This window comes from Rhizobium esperanzae, from assembly GCF_002204185.1.
In the GTDB taxonomy this organism is placed as follows: domain Bacteria; phylum Pseudomonadota; class Alphaproteobacteria; order Rhizobiales; family Rhizobiaceae; genus Rhizobium; species Rhizobium esperanzae.
Genome location: NZ_MXPU01000040.1, coordinates 1 through 16,508, shown reverse-complemented (window position 1 = coordinate 16,508; position 16,508 = coordinate 1). Strand labels below are relative to the sequence as shown.

General features: G+C 55.6%; 25 protein-coding genes. 21 read left to right on the top strand and 4 right to left on the bottom strand.

Annotation, left to right across the window (positions count from 1 at the left end; genetic code table 11):
- From B5E41_RS31995 to B5E41_RS30140, 18 genes are all read left to right on the top strand, one after another.
- The coding region (locus B5E41_RS31995) for a hypothetical protein (protein ID WP_176439524.1) at positions 1-242 on the top strand (242 nt) is incomplete at its 5' end.
- Positions 239-523: a hypothetical protein gene (locus B5E41_RS31990; protein ID WP_176439522.1), complete on the top strand. Its 285-nt coding sequence runs from the start codon at positions 239-241 to the stop codon at positions 521-523. The genes B5E41_RS31995 and B5E41_RS31990, both read left to right, overlap by 4 nt.
- Positions 444-1,253 carry a metallophosphoesterase gene (locus tag B5E41_RS30205; protein WP_088397240.1) on the top strand — a complete coding sequence of 270 codons (810 nt, stop codon included), beginning with the start codon at positions 444-446 and terminating at the stop codon, positions 1,251-1,253. Before B5E41_RS31990 ends, B5E41_RS30205 begins: the two co-directional genes overlap by 80 nt.
- Positions 1,254-1,339: 86 nt before the next feature.
- Positions 1,340-2,218, top strand: a complete 879-nt coding sequence (locus B5E41_RS30200; protein WP_245303188.1) for a metallophosphoesterase — start codon at positions 1,340-1,342, stop codon at positions 2,216-2,218.
- A gap of 1 nt (position 2,219) precedes the next feature.
- A complete protein-coding gene (locus B5E41_RS31515) occupies positions 2,220-2,522 on the top strand; it encodes a hypothetical protein (protein ID WP_141098840.1) in 303 nt (100 codons plus the stop codon).
- A 124-nt stretch (positions 2,523-2,646) separates the two neighbouring features.
- The gene (locus B5E41_RS30195; protein WP_088397239.1) at positions 2,647-2,844 is read left to right on the top strand and encodes a hypothetical protein; all 198 of its coding nucleotides are present in this window, start codon (positions 2,647-2,649) and stop codon (positions 2,842-2,844) included.
- Between the two features lies 1 nt (position 2,845).
- Entirely contained in the window at positions 2,846-3,079 is a 234-nt protein-coding gene (locus B5E41_RS30190) for a hypothetical protein (protein WP_088397238.1), read from the top strand.
- A gap of 4 nt (positions 3,080-3,083) precedes the next feature.
- Positions 3,084-3,461 (top strand): hypothetical protein, encoded by a 378-nt coding sequence (locus B5E41_RS30185; RefSeq protein ID WP_088397237.1) that lies wholly within the window; start codon positions 3,084-3,086, stop codon positions 3,459-3,461.
- Between the two features lie 22 nt (positions 3,462-3,483).
- The gene (locus tag B5E41_RS30180; protein ID WP_088397236.1) at positions 3,484-3,696 is read left to right on the top strand and encodes a hypothetical protein; all 213 of its coding nucleotides are present in this window, start codon (positions 3,484-3,486) and stop codon (positions 3,694-3,696) included.
- Entirely contained in the window at positions 3,693-4,379 is a 687-nt protein-coding gene (locus B5E41_RS30175) for a hypothetical protein (protein ID WP_088397235.1), read from the top strand. The genes B5E41_RS30180 and B5E41_RS30175 overlap by 4 nt, the downstream gene beginning before the upstream one ends.
- Positions 4,372-5,244, top strand: a complete 873-nt coding sequence (locus B5E41_RS30170; RefSeq protein WP_088397234.1) for a hypothetical protein — start codon at positions 4,372-4,374, stop codon at positions 5,242-5,244. Before B5E41_RS30175 ends, B5E41_RS30170 begins: the two co-directional genes overlap by 8 nt.
- A gap of 68 nt (positions 5,245-5,312) precedes the next feature.
- Positions 5,313-6,077 (top strand): hypothetical protein, encoded by a 765-nt coding sequence (locus tag B5E41_RS30165; protein WP_088397233.1) that lies wholly within the window; start codon positions 5,313-5,315, stop codon positions 6,075-6,077.
- Positions 6,078-7,037: 960 nt separating this feature from the next.
- Complete coding sequence (locus B5E41_RS31985; protein WP_176439523.1) at positions 7,038-7,178, top strand: hypothetical protein; 141 nt, start codon at positions 7,038-7,040, stop codon at positions 7,176-7,178.
- A gap of 23 nt (positions 7,179-7,201) precedes the next feature.
- Positions 7,202-7,879 (top strand): hypothetical protein, encoded by a 678-nt coding sequence (locus tag B5E41_RS30160; protein ID WP_245303187.1) that lies wholly within the window; start codon positions 7,202-7,204, stop codon positions 7,877-7,879.
- 107 nt (positions 7,880-7,986) lie between these two features.
- The gene (locus tag B5E41_RS30155; RefSeq protein ID WP_245303186.1) at positions 7,987-8,754 is read left to right on the top strand and encodes a thermonuclease family protein; all 768 of its coding nucleotides are present in this window, start codon (positions 7,987-7,989) and stop codon (positions 8,752-8,754) included.
- Positions 8,755-9,145: 391 nt separating this feature from the next.
- On the top strand, positions 9,146-9,688 hold the full coding sequence (locus tag B5E41_RS31510) for a hypothetical protein (RefSeq protein ID WP_141098839.1): 543 nt from the start codon (positions 9,146-9,148) through the stop codon (positions 9,686-9,688).
- Positions 9,689-9,717: 29 nt separating this feature from the next.
- A complete protein-coding gene (locus tag B5E41_RS30145) occupies positions 9,718-11,034 on the top strand; it encodes a hypothetical protein (protein ID WP_088397230.1) in 1,317 nt (438 codons plus the stop codon).
- Positions 11,035-11,086: 52 nt separating this feature from the next.
- Complete coding sequence (locus B5E41_RS30140) at positions 11,087-11,599, top strand: hypothetical protein (RefSeq protein WP_088397229.1); 513 nt, start codon at positions 11,087-11,089, stop codon at positions 11,597-11,599.
- 451 nt (positions 11,600-12,050) lie between these two features.
- Here B5E41_RS30140 and B5E41_RS30135 read toward each other — a convergent pair whose 3' ends face one another.
- The gene (locus B5E41_RS30135) at positions 12,051-12,476 is read right to left on the bottom strand and encodes a hypothetical protein (protein WP_088397228.1); all 426 of its coding nucleotides are present in this window, start codon (positions 12,474-12,476) and stop codon (positions 12,051-12,053) included.
- A gap of 136 nt (positions 12,477-12,612) precedes the next feature.
- Here B5E41_RS30135 and B5E41_RS31505 point away from each other — a divergent pair, with 136 nt between their 5' ends.
- Positions 12,613-12,948, top strand: a complete 336-nt coding sequence (locus B5E41_RS31505; RefSeq protein ID WP_141098838.1) for a hypothetical protein — start codon at positions 12,613-12,615, stop codon at positions 12,946-12,948.
- Here B5E41_RS31505 and ligD read toward each other — a convergent pair.
- Positions 12,945-14,024, bottom strand: coding sequence for a non-homologous end-joining DNA ligase (gene ligD, locus B5E41_RS30125; RefSeq protein ID WP_088397226.1), 1,080 nt, complete (start codon positions 14,022-14,024; stop codon positions 12,945-12,947). The two genes, B5E41_RS31505 and ligD, sit on opposite strands and share 4 nt — an antisense overlap.
- Before the next feature lie 49 nt (positions 14,025-14,073).
- A complete protein-coding gene (locus B5E41_RS30120; protein WP_088397225.1) occupies positions 14,074-14,484 on the bottom strand; it encodes a hypothetical protein in 411 nt (136 codons plus the stop codon).
- Positions 14,485-14,695: 211 nt separating this feature from the next.
- On the opposite strand from B5E41_RS30120, the gene B5E41_RS30115 reads away from it, so the two are divergent.
- Positions 14,696-14,896 (top strand): hypothetical protein, encoded by a 201-nt coding sequence (locus B5E41_RS30115; RefSeq protein WP_245303185.1) that lies wholly within the window; start codon positions 14,696-14,698, stop codon positions 14,894-14,896.
- A 44-nt stretch (positions 14,897-14,940) separates the two neighbouring features.
- Complete coding sequence (locus B5E41_RS30110; protein WP_088397223.1) at positions 14,941-15,114, top strand: DUF3606 domain-containing protein; 174 nt, start codon at positions 14,941-14,943, stop codon at positions 15,112-15,114.
- 21 nt (positions 15,115-15,135) lie between these two features.
- Here B5E41_RS30110 and B5E41_RS30105 read toward each other — a convergent pair whose 3' ends face one another.
- Positions 15,136-16,218 (bottom strand): TIR domain-containing protein, encoded by a 1,083-nt coding sequence (locus B5E41_RS30105; RefSeq protein WP_088397222.1) that lies wholly within the window; start codon positions 16,216-16,218, stop codon positions 15,136-15,138.
- Between the last annotated feature and the right edge of the window lie 290 nt (positions 16,219-16,508).

Here is a 16,508-nt window from a genome sequence, read left to right as displayed (position 1 = left end):
CCGAAGGCGACAACGACCAGTTCCAGGCCCACTTTACAGCCGAACGGGACCGTTGGCAGTCATTCGTTCACGCCTGGCAGCACGAAGGCAAATCGGCCGACGAAATCTTTGACGGCTTCATGTCGGTATTTGCTGACATCGAGGACCGGAGACAGCGTCGCTTTTGGTCCGTCAACTGCACCCGCCTGGTTCTGGTTGCGCGAGCGAAGGACGAAGGCCGCAGCAGCGAGGAGGGCATATGACCGCTAACCAGATACCCAAACTCCTGCAGATGGTCAGCAAGATCGCGGACCCTGCCGAGGCAATTCGCGCGGAGGCCGCCAAGATCGCCGCCGACGGGGAGCCGATCCGGAAACGGCGCAGGCTTGCCGCGACCTCGCTGTGCATGTCGAAGGCATGTTTGCCGTTGCTCGTTATCTCTTCAAAAGGCAGAAGGCAGGACGATGAAAGCGTGGATCGTTTCCGACCTTCATATGCCGCCAATGGCAGAATTGATGGGCTCATTCCCTGTTCCAGACGCTGACATTTGCGTCAACGCAGGCGACACCAGCAACCATATCGAATCCTCGTTGTCGTTTCTTTGGGCTGCAATCGAAGAGCATATGCCCGTTGTCTCTACTCTCGGGAACCACGATTTCTACGGTAGCTCCATCGACCGAGCGCTTGAGATCGCGAAGACGCGGACTGCCGGAACCAACCTTCACGTTCTCGAAAACGAGGCATTCGAAGTAGGCGAGTTGCGCGTCATCGGTGCTACCTTGTGGACCGATTTCGAAATTCCTTTTGGTATCGAGAACGAGTTGCCGCTCGACGAGCGACGGGCGCTGGCTTTCCACGTCTGCACTCGCGAGGTCATCGACTTCAAGAAAATCCGCCGATCTGATGAGCGCAAAGAGGGGGAAACCGGATTCATCACCGTTCAGGAGATGATCCGCCGCCACCAGGAGAGCCGCGCCTATATCGAGGCAGAGCTTGCCAAGCCGTTCGACGGAAAGACGCTGGTGTTGACCCACCATGCGCCCTTGTTCCGCTCGATCAATCCGCAATATCACGGCTATGCATCGAATGCCGCCTTTGCGTCGGACCTCTCAAACGTCATCCATACCGGGAAGCCCGACTATTGGGTTCACGGCCACGTTCATCATTTCCTCGACTACCGGGAAGCGGATACGCGGATCATTTGCAACGCGCGAGGCTACCACGACGAGCGGCATGTGAATGGCTCGAAAGCTAATTTCGTGATCGAGCTTTGAAAGCGGGAATAGAGCAGAGGGGCGCTTTCGCTAATCTTATGGATTCATTCACCTAATGACACGTTGATGTGTTGACATAATGCCCAATGGGCACCATGAATATTGACGCGGCCTGGTTGTCAGCGTCGGGTATTTCTGAGGTTTTGACGATGAAAGCTTGGATCATTTCCGATATTCACACCAACCGGCTCGACCGGCTTTGGTCCCGGCCGCTGGTTCCGCCAGACGCGGACGTTTGCATTTGCGCGGGCGACGTGACCAGTGAGATTTCGGATTCGCTGGATTATTTGCTGGCGAACATCGTGCCGATCATGCCGGTAGTGCTGACGCTTGGGAACCATGAATACTATGGCCTGACCATCGAGCAGACCCTAGCCCGCGCCCGTAACAAGCTGGCCGGTAGCCAGGTGCATTTGCTGGAAAACGAAACCGTCGAGGTCGGAGGCGTCAAGTTCATTGGAGCTACTCTCTGGACGGATTTCGAGATCGCCACCGGCACGGGCGACGAACACGATCTGCCCGAGATTCGGCTTGCGAAGGCTCGTAAGGAAATCCGGCATCACGCCATCGATTTCTATTCGATCAAAAGCGACCGCCGCCCGGGCGGGTTTATCGATGTGGACGAGCTGCGTGACCGGCACATTGCCAGCCGCGAATTCATCGCTCGCGAGCTGGAAGCCACGGCCTACGACCAGCCTTCCGTTGTTCTGACGCATCACGCTCCTCTGACGGAAAGCCTTGATTGGCGGTTCGACGGCAATTTGTCGAATGCGGCCTATGCCAGTGACCTTTCCGGCCTGATCAAAGCCTACAAGCCCAAGGTCTGGGTTCACGGGCACATCCACCGGAACCGTGACTACGTCCATGACCACACCCGCGTCATCTGCAATCCGCGTGGCTTGGCGAGGGGGAGCGCATGGGCAGCGGCTTCAACCCTGATCTTGTCATCGACTTGTAGGAGCTGAGATGGAATATGTCAGCATCACCGACAGCCTTTTATCTGCCGTGGATCGTCGCGAACCATGGTCGGCCGCCGACATGGTTTGCTGGCTGGAAGAGCATTATCCTGACTTTCTGCGGACGACCGAACGGGAACCCGTCGACGAGACCTCGCTGAGACTGACGGTTGATGTGTTCCAGGACGGGTTGCGGAGCTTCGAGCTGACTTTGTCTCCCTCGAAGCCATCGAGTCAAACCACACATGGTTTGCTGAGTGCGCAAGGGACTTCGGCGGCATGTTCGCCTCGCATGAAATCGACGCGACCGTGATTGCGTTAGCCGTGGTCCAGCAGGTCTACACTGACCAGGGATACGCAATGGTCGTGCGAGACCTTCTTAACATCGCGGCCGAGTGTATCGAGATCGAGCTGCAGCGGATCAAGGAGCAGTCAATATGAACTATTGGGAAGCCTGCGAGGCTCAAGTCACCGCCGCTGAGGCAATCGAGGAGTGCCGCCGTCATGAGGTCGCGGCCCAGGTCCGCGAGGGTGACGGTGCGTTGATTGAGATCGCGACCGGCGAGCTGATCGCGGAAGCCGACGACGAAGGCGACTATTCCGGTGAAGCCATCATTGGTTTTTTGGGATACTGACATGGCAAAGCATATCACGCTGTCCTGGGGGATCACCCCCGGCGCTATCTTCAACGTTTCCGTCCATGCCCCGACCATGTCGGCCGCCGACCGTTCGGAGATCGAGCGCATCGCCCGCAAGTGGGGCTTTCTCACGCCGTCGGCTGGCGACTGGACCGGGCCGGAATCATCGGAAGCTGTCCAAGCCTTCAACAACGAGGCCCGCCGCGACGGCTTTCTTGTCGACTGGAAGTGATCCCATGAAGATCGCCGCCCTCACTCTATCGGCCGTTTCTCTACTCCCTGCCTACGGCATGGCGCAGGAACGACCGGCATTCGTCGGCAGCTACTCGATTGATTGCGGAGCCGACCGGCAATGCTGGCTCGTGATCGACATGCTCAAACCTGACGCCTATCTGGCGATCTGGACGGTTTCCAGCCGTGCGGATTTCTCCGACATGAAGTGCGGCATCCCGCTCTTCCTACGCGATACGCAGGACAGCTATCTGCGGGCGGGCCTCGACGGGAAGGCCGTCGACATCGAGCGACAGCCAGGCGGCAGGGTTTTGGTCCAGGGACTGCCTGCAGCTCGTTGCGGGATCGATTTGACTGGCTCTTACGATCCGGTTGGGGATTAGAGGAACCACAATGAGCAGGACTATGGACAAGATCGGGGAAAGTGCCGTGCGCTTGCAGATCGCGAAGCTGCTTGACGTGTTCATTGTTCACGATGGCGACGACGCCTTGGAGCTGGCGAGCCGCCTGGCGCATGGTGTGCCTGATGTCGAGCGATACCTGGAAGCGCGTCAGGACATTGCCACCGCCCTCCTGTCGCTGAAGTCGGCCAAGGCCAAGCTGGAGGCGGATCAGTGACCAAGGGCATAGAGCGCAACGGCTATATCCTCGACTACCTTGGCGGTTCAGTGCCCGTTCAGGGCGAAGGGACCATTGACGGCCTGCCGTTCTATTTCCGCGCTCGCGGCGGCCAGTGGAGCCTTGAGATCGGTCGCGACGCGAACCTTCCCTGGGATGACATTCAGGTGCCGGTTTGGTGGCACGTCGAAGAATGGGGCACCTGGCCCGAGGCCGGATACATGCCGGAAGACGTAGCGCTTGCCATGATCGATAAGGCCGTCGCTCTGTATCGCGAGCAGAAGCCAACCAGGATCACCCCCCACTACCCGGATTGGGAAGGCCATGTGTTGCGGGCGTGGAGCGACGAGATCATTGCCACGAAGGCTGTGACCATCCTCCTCGACGTCGAAGAGGAGGAAATCGAAAAGCGTGCCGTAGAGCGCGGGTTGCCGATCAACAGCTATCACGAGCTAGATAAGCGCTCGAAAGCAGCCAGGCAGGCGCTTGCCGCCGAAATGGAACCGTTCAATTTTCCGAAGGACTTCCATGAACGGGAACGGGCGATCTTGATCGCGTGGGGCAGAGGCACCGTTGCGCTCGATCAGGCGGCGCGGTTCCTTGGCAACAGCGAAGAGGACGTCCCGAAGCGGGCGCGGTTCCTTGGCATCCCGGCACCTAACGAGGGCGAAGATAATGGCTGATTTCCCGCGCTGGCCGTTCGCAGAAGACGATGTTTTGCGGGATTGGAGCGAGGGCCGAATGTCCATCGACCGCGCCGCGAAATACCTGCATCTGCAGTATTCCGATTTACTCTCCCTTGCCGTTCGCAAGGGTTTCTCAATGCCGACATCTGAATTGTATGGAGTTTCAGAAATGGACGACTTCAGACTGGACTATGAGACAACGGAGGGGTTTGCCCAAGGCCTCACCAAGATGGCGATGGACGTTCGCTACTTGGGGGAACATCTTTCGAGCTACCAGGAAGACGCCGATCAAACAAATCCCGAGGCGGAAGTCCTGTGGAAGGCCGCCGTCGACGAAATGCGCAACGCCGTCCGTTCATTGGAGGCCGCAGCAGCTTGGATCGAGTTCGCCCTTGTCCAGGTAGCGATGAGATCGCCGGAGGCGACTGTGCTTTCCTTCATTCCCCCGGAGGACACCAGCGCGAAGATCACCCCAACCGCCGACTTTTGGTCCCAAGGCCCGGTATGGGAAATCTACAATTCCCCTCTCAAGGGTACTAAAGGCTCGTATTGGTGGCTGGCCATCGACGACCACCACAAAGCGTTCGGCATTCTTAAAGTGGTCGCATTCGCCTACTTTGGCGACGACGATGACAAATGCCTCGCGATCCCGATCTGTGATGAGCAGTTCAAGAGCGGTGCCCACGAGCTAACGCGCACCGTTGCACTTTGGATCGAGATCGCCCGCGAAAAGGCAGAGCATTATATCGCAAGCTTTGATCCGGCGCTTCCTAACGAAAGCGCTGCAAAGTTCCAGAAGCTCCGTGATGATCATGTCGCCAAACGCAAGGCAGAAGAATGGGGCGAGCCGGTTCCGGAATAGCTCGTGATTCATGTTCGGCCGACACGCACGCCTTCCATACCGGCGCAGATCGCCAAGAGGATATTCCAATGTTGATTTATAAGCAGAAGATCACGGCGAAGCAGGGCGATCACCAGACTTCTGCCTACCTCTACGCCGTCCGTCATAGCAAGAGCTGGAGCGCCACAATCTGGTTTGGCGCTGACGACTTCTATGAGCTGGCGGAAACTGCAAAGCAGTGCGGCGGGATTTTCCACCTGTCCGACGATGAATTTTTCGACCGGATTCGGACGGTTGCGAAGCGGAAACACGAGATCGTCTTTGCCGACAGGGCCGAGCCGGTTTCGTGGTCTCCTTTCATCGACAGTGAGGAGGACCGGGTTTCAAAACAGCGTGCCCCGCTTGGCTCTATCCCTAATCATGGCCTGCTGACGTATCGGCAATGCCATGGTTACCTGACACAAATGTATCGCAACTGCATCCCGCTCTTGCAGGGCTATGCGGGCTTGACGATCAAGCGGAAGGCCACTTCCCCGCTTGAGATTGAAATGATCGAGAAAGCCGAGGAGGCCCTTTCGACCGCGAGGAAAGCTATCGAAAACGCGCTGGCCTTCTCGCATTTCGTGAGCCAGCAAGCCGAGCTGGAAAATCCGAATCATACGGCCAGAAAGCTTGAACCGGTGAAGCTGGCGACCGATCCTGCTGATACCAAGCCTGACCTTTGCGAGTTCGGCTCGGAGGAAGCGCCAGCTTTTGCCTTGCCCGAAAGCCAGTGGGGCAAGCGCGGCTTCTCACGGTTCCGTATTAACGAGGCCGATAAGGCTCAAGGACTGCTGACATGTCGCCGTCCATGATAGCCAGTTCAAACGCCACTACCTCGCCATATATGATCGCAAGCCGGTTCCGGAGAATGCTCCCGAGCTGACATGGACGCCGAGCCAATGGGCGGATCATCTTATCAAGGTGGCCCCACCTCTCGTGAAGGCGCTCTTGAAGTCCGTCGAGAAGCCTGACCCAGACCGCGTGTTCTTCAACGAGAGCGACCTTGAGACCATCCATTGAGCTTGACCCGGTCTCCGACGACAAGCAGACTACTAATTCAGCCGATTGACTCCCGCCGGACCTGCTCTCTCGAAAGCCTCGCTCCTCATTTTGCGGGGCTTTTTCGTGTCGGGTAGATCGCCTACATTTGCGATATGAAATCACCCGAAGTCGGCCGACCCAGGCGAGATGCCATCACCTACCTTGGATCGGTTGCGGAGCCAGCCGAAACCGCGCTGGACGACCTGGTGCAGTGGTATGCGCTTGGAGGCTCCTGCCCGTCCTGTGATCGCGAGGGCTGGATTTGATCGGCACGAAATCCGCAGGAAATGGGGAAACGCCATCTTGTCGTCGCTTCAGACGCGTTTGCGGTGCCTGGGTTGCGGGAATAGAGCAAACAACAAGTGGATCATGGGGCAGCTACCGAGGTAGGAGCCTATTATGGGGCGAGCGGCGAGCGGATCAGCGAAGCGTAATGCCGGGATGATGTCATCGAGCCGGAGCCTATCGCCTGACAGGTGATTTTATGAGGAGGTTCCTAATAAGGGTGATCAGCTCGCTATATCCCCGCCCACATAGTTCATGAAAATTATGGTAAGGGAGTTTCGTGAACTAAAACGGGTTCTCCCGCATACTACGTGCTCTATCTCTAAGCGTTTGTTCCTTCTAAGGAAAATCCGCTATCTTTATATCCGACCCAAGAAACTGTCTCTAGAACAGAGGCTCTTAGAACCTTAGATTTTCGGTCATAGTCGCAAAACAGGAGTTGAACCGTGACAGTGATCGAATTTCTGACATTCCTTTTTTCCATTCCGCCGGAACGATTGGCGGGTGTGACTGCATTGGGCGCGATCGCCTTGGCAATGATGACTCTGTGGGTCATCCACTCGCTTGTGAAGGGACGAGATAAGTGAGGGCATTTCGACATCACGAATGGGTGCGTTTGCCGACGCAATGGATTGAGAGCAGGCGTCTCAGCGAGTTCACATGGATTCCAGGCCAGGGCGGCAGTCAGATTGCAGCCCTCATCGCGTTGATCGCCATCGCGCATCGGACAGACGACGAGGGCGTTGCTCGCATGACATACGACGAGCTGGAGCATGTTACCGGCATGAGCCGCGCTACCGTGGCGGCTGGCCTCGATGTCCTCGAAAATCGCGGGCTGCTAATTCGTGAGCCGGAGGGCCAAAGCACCTTTCAGCTTGCGAATTTCAAGCTGCACGAGGGTTGGGCGAAGCTACCGGCCAAGGGGCTATATGATAAGGGCGTCCTGTCGTTCGCCCAGCATTTCGGGAAGAGGAGCAAAGGCGAACTTTTCGCCCTAAAGCTCTACCTCCTGTTCGTCTCCCGGCGTGACCGCAAGCTGAACCTCGCTCTGCTGAACTACACCAGCATTACCGAATACACCGGCCTGCAGCGGCACCAGATCAGGCAGGGTCTTAGTATCCTGGCCCTCAATGGAATGGTGCATGTCGAGCGTCTGGCGTCCTGGGAAAGCAACATCGGCAAGGCCAACGCCTATCGCTTGGCGCATATCGACAGCTATCGCCATCGCGGGACCACGGACATTGACCAAATCTTGTCGGCCGGAGTGATAGGCGAGCCCCCGGAATAGGAAGCCGCGATGAGCCGGTCTACGAAGGGTTCTTAAAATTATAGTCGGCGCGAGAACAATAATTTAGCGCGTCACGCCCATGATCCTTGTGATTTGCGAGGCGATGCGTGCTGTCAGATATAGAAGTGACTTATTTCCGGAGCCGAATTCAGGACGTCCTCAACGATGGGCGTCTCTCTGATTGGCAGCGCGGCTTCCTGTTAGACATGGGGGCAAAGATCGAGCGTTACGGGACGAGAACGAGGTTTAGCGAGAAGCAGCTTGCTACCTTGCGGCGTCTGACGTCGATCAAGGGGGATGCCGATCTCAGCTTGGTTGTGAGCAGCCCTCCGCAGCGCCCGCGCTATCGACATCGACCGCGATATCGGTGGGGGCTACGACGGAGCGAGCAAAAGCTTCTGATCATCGGTGCAGTCTTCATCGTGATGATGTTAGCTGCAGCCGTCAAGCAGGTCGAGGACTATGTAGGCGGATGGTTCCCCGGATCATCGACATCTTATTCCGAGGCTCGGAATTTTTCGGTCACTGATGGAGACACGATCAAAATGGACGATGGCACGCCAGTTCGTTTGGTGGGGTTCAATACACCCGAGAAGTTTGAACCGCGCTGTGATCGTGAGAAGCAGCTTGGCGTCCGCGCAAGCATGCGTCTTGTCGAGATCGTCTCGTCAGGAAAATCGACCGTCACCAAAGTTGCCTGCTCTTGCCAGCCAGGCACCGAAGGAACGAGGAAATGCAATTATGGCCGGAGCTGCGGAATCTTGAAAGTTGATGGCCGGGATGTCGGCCAAACCCTGATCTCAGAAGGGCTCGCAGTTCCCTTCATTTGCGGGTCCAGAGGCTGCCCTCCGACCCCCAGGCCATGGTGCGGATGATCATGCAGCTCCGAACAATCGATCCTGCAGCTCATCTTTACTTGGTACATGGCCTTCGTTGATCATTTTCATCAAGCAAGATCGAAGAAGATTGAATGACGCGACCAGATCACCAGGGACATGCCTTGGTTTGCCATGGGCGGCGGCAGACCTCTTGTCGTAAAGGACGGCAATCCGCTTCTGAGCATCAGCACGCTCTTGTCCTGGCTCGTGGAGGTAAGATGCTACTAAGTAGTCCTGCTCCGATCAGACTAATGGACAAAGAAGTGTTCAGAAAAACCGAGCGGGCCTTCGTCATGTCTAAGATTTGCAGCAGACAACACGCAGAAATAGTTTATAATAAAAAGATGCGCGGATTTGCTGCCATGCCAATTGCGGAGCGGATGCAATCATGCCCGATCTCGATGGAAGAGATTTTCTTGACAGCGCTCCCCCGTATCGCGATAGCGATCCGCCTGCGCGTCGATTGGATAACAGTTACCGAGATACAGCTAGTGCGCTCGAATCTTCGATAGTGGCAAATGCGTCACCTCGATATGCGGCAGACAGCGAGGCGAGGTTTTTTACTCAAACCGGGCCTATGACCTCGTCGTCCAGCGGAAAAGGCGCATTGGAAAACGACTTTCAGGCAACGCTGTTCGGAGATGCCAAGTCACAAGTGGACAATTTAATTGTAAAAGGCGAGCAGCTTGATCCTTCTAAGCTTGATTCTTTGAAATGCTTTGGACCTCCCTCTCGCCCTAGTCCCACAATAGAAGCATATCGAGCCCCGATATATACGGCACCTGAAAACCCCTATCCTTTTGATTATCCTAACCCCATTGCGCCACCTAGTGATGCGCCCGAAGGCCGCTGGCCGGGTGTCATTCCCTATGGTTGGACTGGCGCTCCGTCGTACCAGCGAGGCGTGAATCCCTTAGCCACGATGGATTAATCGATAACAGATAACGGCGGAGGACCGGCATGTCTGACACGGGAAAATGGTTTGAACAAAAAGCACGCCTGGCAGAAAAAGGCCTCCTGCATGAACTTTTCACTCAGTTGGATGATATAACATTCACAACTTCCGGTGCGCTATACTTTGAACCGCTACTGATCGCAGACCATTCAACGCGCTTAGCTGAATTGTTGGATCGATGCCTAAGTATGCGCAAAGACGTTCGCGAGCTAGAGGTGCTAGCGTTTAAAGCAGCTAGCGATTACGCTCTTTTTATCAATACCTCTGCAATCGATGAGCGGATGGATATCCTTCGCTTGCAAGCGGCTTTCAAAGCAGAGGAACAAAAGGGATTTCGAAACGCTGTCGGCGCTTTTGACAAAACCTCGACGCTGGAAAAGGGCCTTTCCGAAGTGGTGCAGGGTTTGGATGCTGCCCTGGGCGAGGACCTAACGAGTTCCACTGAGTTAAAGCATCTAATCGAGACGCGTTGGGAACATGTGCGTGACTATCAAAAGGCTTATCACGACCGTTATTGCGAGCCTGGAAACGCACACAATTACGGAGAACGCGCAACAACCTTGCTGGGGGTACTTAAGGTGCTTTTGGATGAAGCGCTCGCTCGCGCGAGCGCCCTTGCAGCAGGTATCTACATTGTTTATGGAGCCAAAATAGCCGACGTCCCAGCTAGCGTAAACTTGCAGACTTTAGATCAGTTCGCAATGTGGGCATTCAGGACTATTCGCTCGCTGTCGAATGCGGCCGAACAAGAGACAACTTTTGAAATTGTAATTCCGTTAGTGCAGCCTTGGCTCTCTGGCGGCAAGCCACTGATCACAAAAGAAAAGTTCAACGATCAAATTTCGAAAGCAGCACTAGGGAAGCCGCTAGAGTTAAATTTCGATCTTCCTCACAATGACCTGCTGGATGGGCGCGTACGCCTCAGAAGCCTTGGTATTTCATTTGGCAACAAATTTGCCCGCCTTGGAACCGGAATTGATGCAAACCAGACTGCGGACCTTTTTACGCGGGTAACTGTAAAGATTACGACCCCAGACCAAATTGCCGAAGCCGAAAAATCCTACCACCGTCCAGATGTCGTGATCGGAAATGTAGGATTACATGGCGCGGCACCATTGTCGCCAATCGACGGGAGTGCGGTCGAAAATCTTTGTCCTTTCGGTAAATGGAAGATCACCATTCATCCGCTTGTGGTGTGGAAGGACGCGGATAGTCACCTGGTTTCCGACGAAGTCGACTCTGATCGCTTAAGGGATTTCAAGTTGGCATTTCGCTTTTATGTTCCTGGGCCTTACACGATGATTCCTGCGAATCGTCAGTAAGCCTCAAATGCTCTCGTTATCATTGTTTTCACATCAACCTATGGAGACTCCAATGGGCTATAAGCTAGGACCGACTGTAGCGATGCCGCAATTCTTTGAGGGCCCGACCAAAATTTCGATTCCTCCTAACTCCCTGCTAACCCGCCTGCAACTCGGGAAAAGCGCGAAGAACGGGCCCAGATTTTTGAATCTTGGCTGTAGCACTATTCAACACTCTGCTACAGGCAAGAAAACATCGATAACGCTAGACGAAGAATTTACGCTGCCGCCAGCCATACCACCAACTGACGGCGGCGGGAATATCGTAAACATACCCGCAGGAACTGTTGTTTCGGCCCTGGAACTCGGTAGCCTTTCCCTCACGATATACTATCGAAACGTCTCCAAGCCGGAGGATTTGTTGAGTGAGGATGAAGTGCGCGGAGACGCTGCATATGAGCCGGACAACAATGGCGGCGGGAACACAGTAAGTAAACAAAATTCTACCATGACCGGATTTCAGTGGGAGAGGCATGCTGACCGAGGGTTTGTCGGTCTTAACATATGGTATCGCGCCATTCTCTAGAGAAACTAGTCGACACGGAAAGGCTCGGCAATGTCGTCACAAGGAGTGTCGCGACACAGTCCGAGCAAGAAGTGCGGAAACTAACAAAATAGCTCCTAAGGCATCGCCAATCCGAGCCGATTCCCACGAATTTCCAAGAAGCCGACTCCCAAACAGCGCCTCGACCTCCGCCTTAGCATCGAATGCGTCGCAGCATTAGATCAGCGGAAGAAGATGATTGATGAGTGCAGCGAAGGGCTCACCATTGATCCGACGGGCTGCCCTCCGACCCCTCGACCATGGTGCGGTTGATCAGCGGCTCCAAACAGCCTCGCGTCCAGTTGCTCCTTTGCAAGATCATCTGCCGCGTAAAACGTTTCCGATTTACGACTTGATCAATTGGCAACTTCGATTCTAAGACGCGTCAGTGGACCTGATACCCCCAATGCGCAGGCCCATCATGAGGCCCCCGTCACGAGGCGGGGGCTTTTTGCTGCCCATAGCTACCTTGCGAGCCGTCGGCATAGATCGGCCCACCGATCGGAGGCAGATCGACAATCAGGCCGTCGTCAGCCCTGAAAGGAGCTGCGAAATCGGCGTGATTGTCGCAGCGAGTGGCAGCGATGGATACTCCCAGTCGTAACCGACCAGGCTTTCCGCATTCTTCGCAAACCGTCCGAGATCGCTTGCGGAACCGTTCGGTTATCACGTCGATCCGATCACGGCCAGCGCGACCGTGCCACTCGATAGTCAGGCGCAAATATCCGAACTTCTCCTTGCCGCCGACAAGGCGAGCCTTCCAGGATGCAGGGAGGGCGGCGATTTCAACTTGAGCCTCTTGGATCAGGTCAAGCCAGCCAGATCGAAAGGCCCACCGTTCGTTGATTTGTTGACTCATTTGGATCAGTCCTGTGTGGGATGCCTACGCCAAGAATCTAAGTTTCTCCTCGAAAAGCAAGCATAACTCCCAACCAAGCTTGACCTGCTTTCCGCAAGCCGTCACGCTCTCAAAGCTCAAATAATTGGAGAGACGCGTGCGAATTCCTACTGCTGTGTTGGCTTTATCGCTTTTAACAGTTCCATCATTTGCGTTGGCAGAACCTGTATATCTCAAATGCGATTTTTCAATCGACAGCGTGAGTTTCGGCCTGGACGAACAAAATGGCTCTGCTTCGATACTCATAACTAGCTCTGGCAGCACTAGAACCGTTCCGGCAACCTTCACGCCAGACAAAGTTATCATCGACGAAAGCGATGTGGTCTGGACCATCGACCGGAGAAACTTGAATTTCTCCCGGGAATTTACCTTGATTTCATCAACAGACACGGGGCATTGCGAGATTCAGGCGATACCGAAGCGGAAGTTTTAGGGTTCTTCGCCCGTTTCAAGACGGAAAACATCCGCGTTGTCCTGGCGCTCCCGCAGGCCCTTATAAGAAGCGTGCCGCAGCATCATATCCGGCGTCCACTGCCGAAGATCGATTTCCGCAATCAATGTCGGCTGCACCCAAACGGCCCGACGCGTCCCCTCATAAACGACGGGGGGCGCTTTCCGTCGCCATGGCAGTTTGTTCATCATCGTTCGGAGCCGGATAGCCTCACGCTCTTTAAAACCAGTTCCGACGGAGCCGACGTAAACCAGATCGCGGCCTTTATACGCACCTAACAACAAGGCGCGGAAACCGCCCCAAGCCTGCACTGACGGCTCATAGCCCACTATCAGGAAGCTTCCGCTTTGAACGCATTTGAGCTTGACCCAATCACCCGACCTTCCCGAACGGTAGCGGCTATAGCGATTTTTGCCGACAATCCCCTCAAGACCAAGCGTGCAGGCATGATCGAGCAAGACGGCGGGATCAGCGTCGATTTCTTCCGACAGGCGAATTGCGCCCTCGAAACCACGCAGGGTTTCTTCTAGCAAGTGCCGCCGCGTTCTGTATGGCTCCTCGCGCAAATCGTGCCCGTCGAGATACAGCAAATCGAACGCCATGCAGATCGCATTGCCCGCCGTCAGGTTGCCGCTACGTCTGCCGACTGCCCCGAGGGCTTTCTGAAGGGCGTTGAAATCCGACCGCCCTTGCTCGTCCAGAACGACGCCTTCGCCATCGATTATCATAGACGCTGGGCCGAGCGCACGAGCAGCCGCCTCGATGCCGGGAAATCGGTCCGTCCAATCATAGCCGCCGCGCGTCAGAATGCGGATGCCACCTGGTTCCGCATGAATCGCGATCCGATAGCCGTCCCATTTGATTTCCCAGGACCAGTGATCACCAGAAGGCGGCCTTTGCAGGAGCTTTGCCAGCGCCGGTTCCACTCGACGAGGCATTGGATCGAGAGACAACGCCGGTTGCGCCTTATTCCGCTTGCGGATCGGCCGAGATTGAAGCGGCGCGGGTTCATCGCGTAGGAGCGGCTTAGATCGAGGGCGGCGCGGCGGCTTTGTCATGCTGCTATTGCAGCAGAAAATCCCTAAAGGTTCAAATCAGCCAAACGGCCTATTGAAGCGAAACTGGCGAGACGTGGATGTAATCATAGAGCTTGTTGCCGTCTTGCTGGACAGCATTCTCGATTTCGTTTTTGTCCCGACCCGCCATGCAGCCCCAGCGTCCCCGCCACATGAATTGCTCTCCGGAATAGCTCTCATCCTTTGAGAAAAATGAGCAGCGGATCGCGCCAATCTTGACGCCTTCGATATTGTCTCCCACGGAAACGGACTGCAAACCCGTCAGCGGCTTCACGCTGGACGAGATTACCCCCGACTTTTCGACGTAGCGGGCTTTGCTGTCGTCTTGGATTTTGAAGGAATTGACCCATCTGTCGGGCTGATCCGGCAAGTCGGAACCGTCCTTGCTTTCGCTGCAGGACGACAGCAAAGCTAAAAGTGCTGGCAAGATCAGACGGTTCATTTTTGCCCTCATCGAGTGCGCTCCGGTTTTTGTGATTGTATCTACCGGAAGCGCAGAAGTTTCCGCAAGAGAGTGTTCAGGCTGCGTATGAAGAAATATCCAGAAGATCGATCCGGGCCCAGAGCCTCGATACCGCTGGCGTGAGACGTGGCCTGGGGAGGGGCACGAGGACTATCAGGCGTTCGATGGCCCGCGAGCTTTTGGGCGGATCATGCTCGAAACCAACGGCACCATGCGGGAACAATGGCGCTGGTCTATCTCCCATATCGACGGCGTGAAGCGGCATCTATTGCCGCACAACGGCTGGCAACGGTCGCCAAGGCTCGCAGCAGCCAAGGTCGAAGACCTTTACGAAGACTTGATGGAGCTAAACGGGATTCCGCTTAACTCCCACTGCGACGGAACTTCATGAATCGCAGCGGGTTATTATGCTTCGACATGCCAAAGGAGGTTCCCATGCCGAATACCAAGCAGGATCGCGCTCGCGTTGCAGGCGGTCAGGATCATGAAGTCCGCTATGAAGCGAAAAAGGAAGGCGTCTCGAAAGACAAGGTCAAGGAAGCCGTCAAGGACGTAGGCAACAGCCGTTCGAAGGTTGAAGCGAAGCTTGACCGCAAGGGCAACGGCTGAACCCATTGATCTCCAAGGCGCTCAAGGAACTTCTTGGCGTTCGGCTAGTGCCCGCCTTTCAAGAAGGTGCTTTCTTGCACCCGTGACCTTTTCAACGAGGTTATCGGGGGAAAACGGTTTCGTTATTAGATCGATTGGCTCGGGCCGTTTATTCGTCAGAAGCTTTTCCGGATAGGCAGTGACAAAGATCGCGAAGCAATCCAGCAGTGGATAGAGCGCGTTCACAAGGTCGATCCCTGACGAGCCATCGGCAAGGGTTATTTCCGTCAGAATGATCTCTGGCTTTTCCGCAAGCGCGGTGATGATCGCCTCCTCCTTCGTCTTCACAACGCCAACGACGTCATAGCGAGCCCGCATTAGCGTTTGTTGGAGGTCGAGAGCAATAAGTTGTTCCGGCTCAACGATCAGGGCGCGAGGCAGCCCCGCCGCCTTATTGATCAGCCGTTTTCGTAGCGCCGCGTTCTCATCCTCTAGCTCGGCAAGCTGCCCCCTCATCTTCTCGGCCTCGTCATCCGCTGACCGCTTCAGATTAGTGAACTCTTCGTCCGCTATCCGGTTCACGTTGGCGACCTCGGCCAGAGCGGAGTCGAGCGTAGCCTTGGCAACCAGCTTCGATGATGGCAGCCCGCGAAGGATCGTGGGCAACCGCCTTCTCCATTCAGCTGACTTACCTTCCCAGGTTGTGGAGCTTCGACTTTCCAAATCCAACCCCTTGAATGCGTCCCTGAATTCCGAAAGTCGGGTATGATCGTTAATGCGCCATGCCTGCTTCAGTCCCAAGGTTCTGGTTACGAGATCGAATGACACTTCTGGAACGACGACGGCGAGCGTCTTCAGTGATTTTGCCCAGGCCGCGCCCAGCTCCATCAGGCAAAAGTCGCTGTCGAAATACGCGGGCGTCAGGAGCGCGAGGACGAGAGCTGGCTGCTCGATCTGATCCTTGATGTATTGGTTGAAGTCTTCCATCAATGGGATGCTGTGACCCGGAAGGCTGCTGCAGAAAATATCCGCATCCCGAACCCCCACGGCTTCCTTCAGGAAATTCACGACCAATTTTGCCAGGGCGGCGTCGGCGGTAGCGTGGCTGATGAAAACTTTGCCCATTGTGCTCACTGTTCGTCCTTCGACGGTATCGCGCCTATGTCATCGCCATGTATACTATAAATGCCGGGATTGGTGCGGCGACACGGCCTGCATTCCACAAGGAACTTTGTTCTCCTCTTGTTCTCATTTCTGTAGACCGGTATATTTCCCGTCCATGAGCGCAATCGAGACCCTTGGCGAGGCCCATAATGCGGGCTGGAAATTCTCCGCTGTCTGCCGTCATGGCACGATGGACACCGGCAGCTCGTCGAGGCGCTGCGACTGGAAATATGAGCTGGACACGACAACGC

Excerpts from the sequence above, each read along its gene's own strand:
- B5E41_RS31990 (WP_176439522.1), top strand. The coding sequence starts at position 239 with ATGACCGCTAACCAGATACCCAAACTCCTGCAGATGGTCAGCAAGATC.
- B5E41_RS30205 (WP_088397240.1), top strand. The coding sequence starts at position 444 with ATGAAAGCGTGGATCGTTTCCGACCTTCATATGCCGCCAATGGCAGAA.
- B5E41_RS30200 (WP_245303188.1), top strand. The coding sequence starts at position 1,340 with ATGGGCACCATGAATATTGACGCGGCCTGGTTGTCAGCGTCGGGTATT.
- B5E41_RS31515 (WP_141098840.1), top strand. The coding sequence starts at position 2,220 with ATGGAATATGTCAGCATCACCGACAGCCTTTTATCTGCCGTGGATCGT.
- B5E41_RS30195 (WP_088397239.1), top strand. The coding sequence starts at position 2,647 with ATGAACTATTGGGAAGCCTGCGAGGCTCAAGTCACCGCCGCTGAGGCA.
- B5E41_RS30190 (WP_088397238.1), top strand. The coding sequence starts at position 2,846 with ATGGCAAAGCATATCACGCTGTCCTGGGGGATCACCCCCGGCGCTATC.
- B5E41_RS30185 (WP_088397237.1), top strand. The coding sequence starts at position 3,084 with ATGAAGATCGCCGCCCTCACTCTATCGGCCGTTTCTCTACTCCCTGCC.
- B5E41_RS30180 (WP_088397236.1), top strand. The coding sequence starts at position 3,484 with ATGGACAAGATCGGGGAAAGTGCCGTGCGCTTGCAGATCGCGAAGCTG.
- B5E41_RS30170 (WP_088397234.1), top strand. The coding sequence starts at position 4,372 with ATGGCTGATTTCCCGCGCTGGCCGTTCGCAGAAGACGATGTTTTGCGG.
- B5E41_RS30165 (WP_088397233.1), top strand. The coding sequence starts at position 5,313 with ATGTTGATTTATAAGCAGAAGATCACGGCGAAGCAGGGCGATCACCAG.
- B5E41_RS31510 (WP_141098839.1), top strand. The coding sequence starts at position 9,146 with ATGCCCGATCTCGATGGAAGAGATTTTCTTGACAGCGCTCCCCCGTAT.
- B5E41_RS30145 (WP_088397230.1), top strand. The coding sequence starts at position 9,718 with ATGTCTGACACGGGAAAATGGTTTGAACAAAAAGCACGCCTGGCAGAA.
- B5E41_RS30140 (WP_088397229.1), top strand. The coding sequence starts at position 11,087 with ATGGGCTATAAGCTAGGACCGACTGTAGCGATGCCGCAATTCTTTGAG.
- B5E41_RS30135 (WP_088397228.1), bottom strand. The coding sequence starts at position 12,476 with ATGAGTCAACAAATCAACGAACGGTGGGCCTTTCGATCTGGCTGGCTT.
- ligD (WP_088397226.1), bottom strand. The coding sequence starts at position 14,024 with ATGACAAAGCCGCCGCGCCGCCCTCGATCTAAGCCGCTCCTACGCGAT.
- B5E41_RS30120 (WP_088397225.1), bottom strand. The coding sequence starts at position 14,484 with ATGAACCGTCTGATCTTGCCAGCACTTTTAGCTTTGCTGTCGTCCTGC.
- B5E41_RS30115 (WP_245303185.1), top strand. The coding sequence starts at position 14,696 with ATGCTCGAAACCAACGGCACCATGCGGGAACAATGGCGCTGGTCTATC.
- B5E41_RS30110 (WP_088397223.1), top strand. The coding sequence starts at position 14,941 with ATGCCGAATACCAAGCAGGATCGCGCTCGCGTTGCAGGCGGTCAGGAT.
- B5E41_RS30105 (WP_088397222.1), bottom strand. The coding sequence starts at position 16,218 with ATGGGCAAAGTTTTCATCAGCCACGCTACCGCCGACGCCGCCCTGGCA.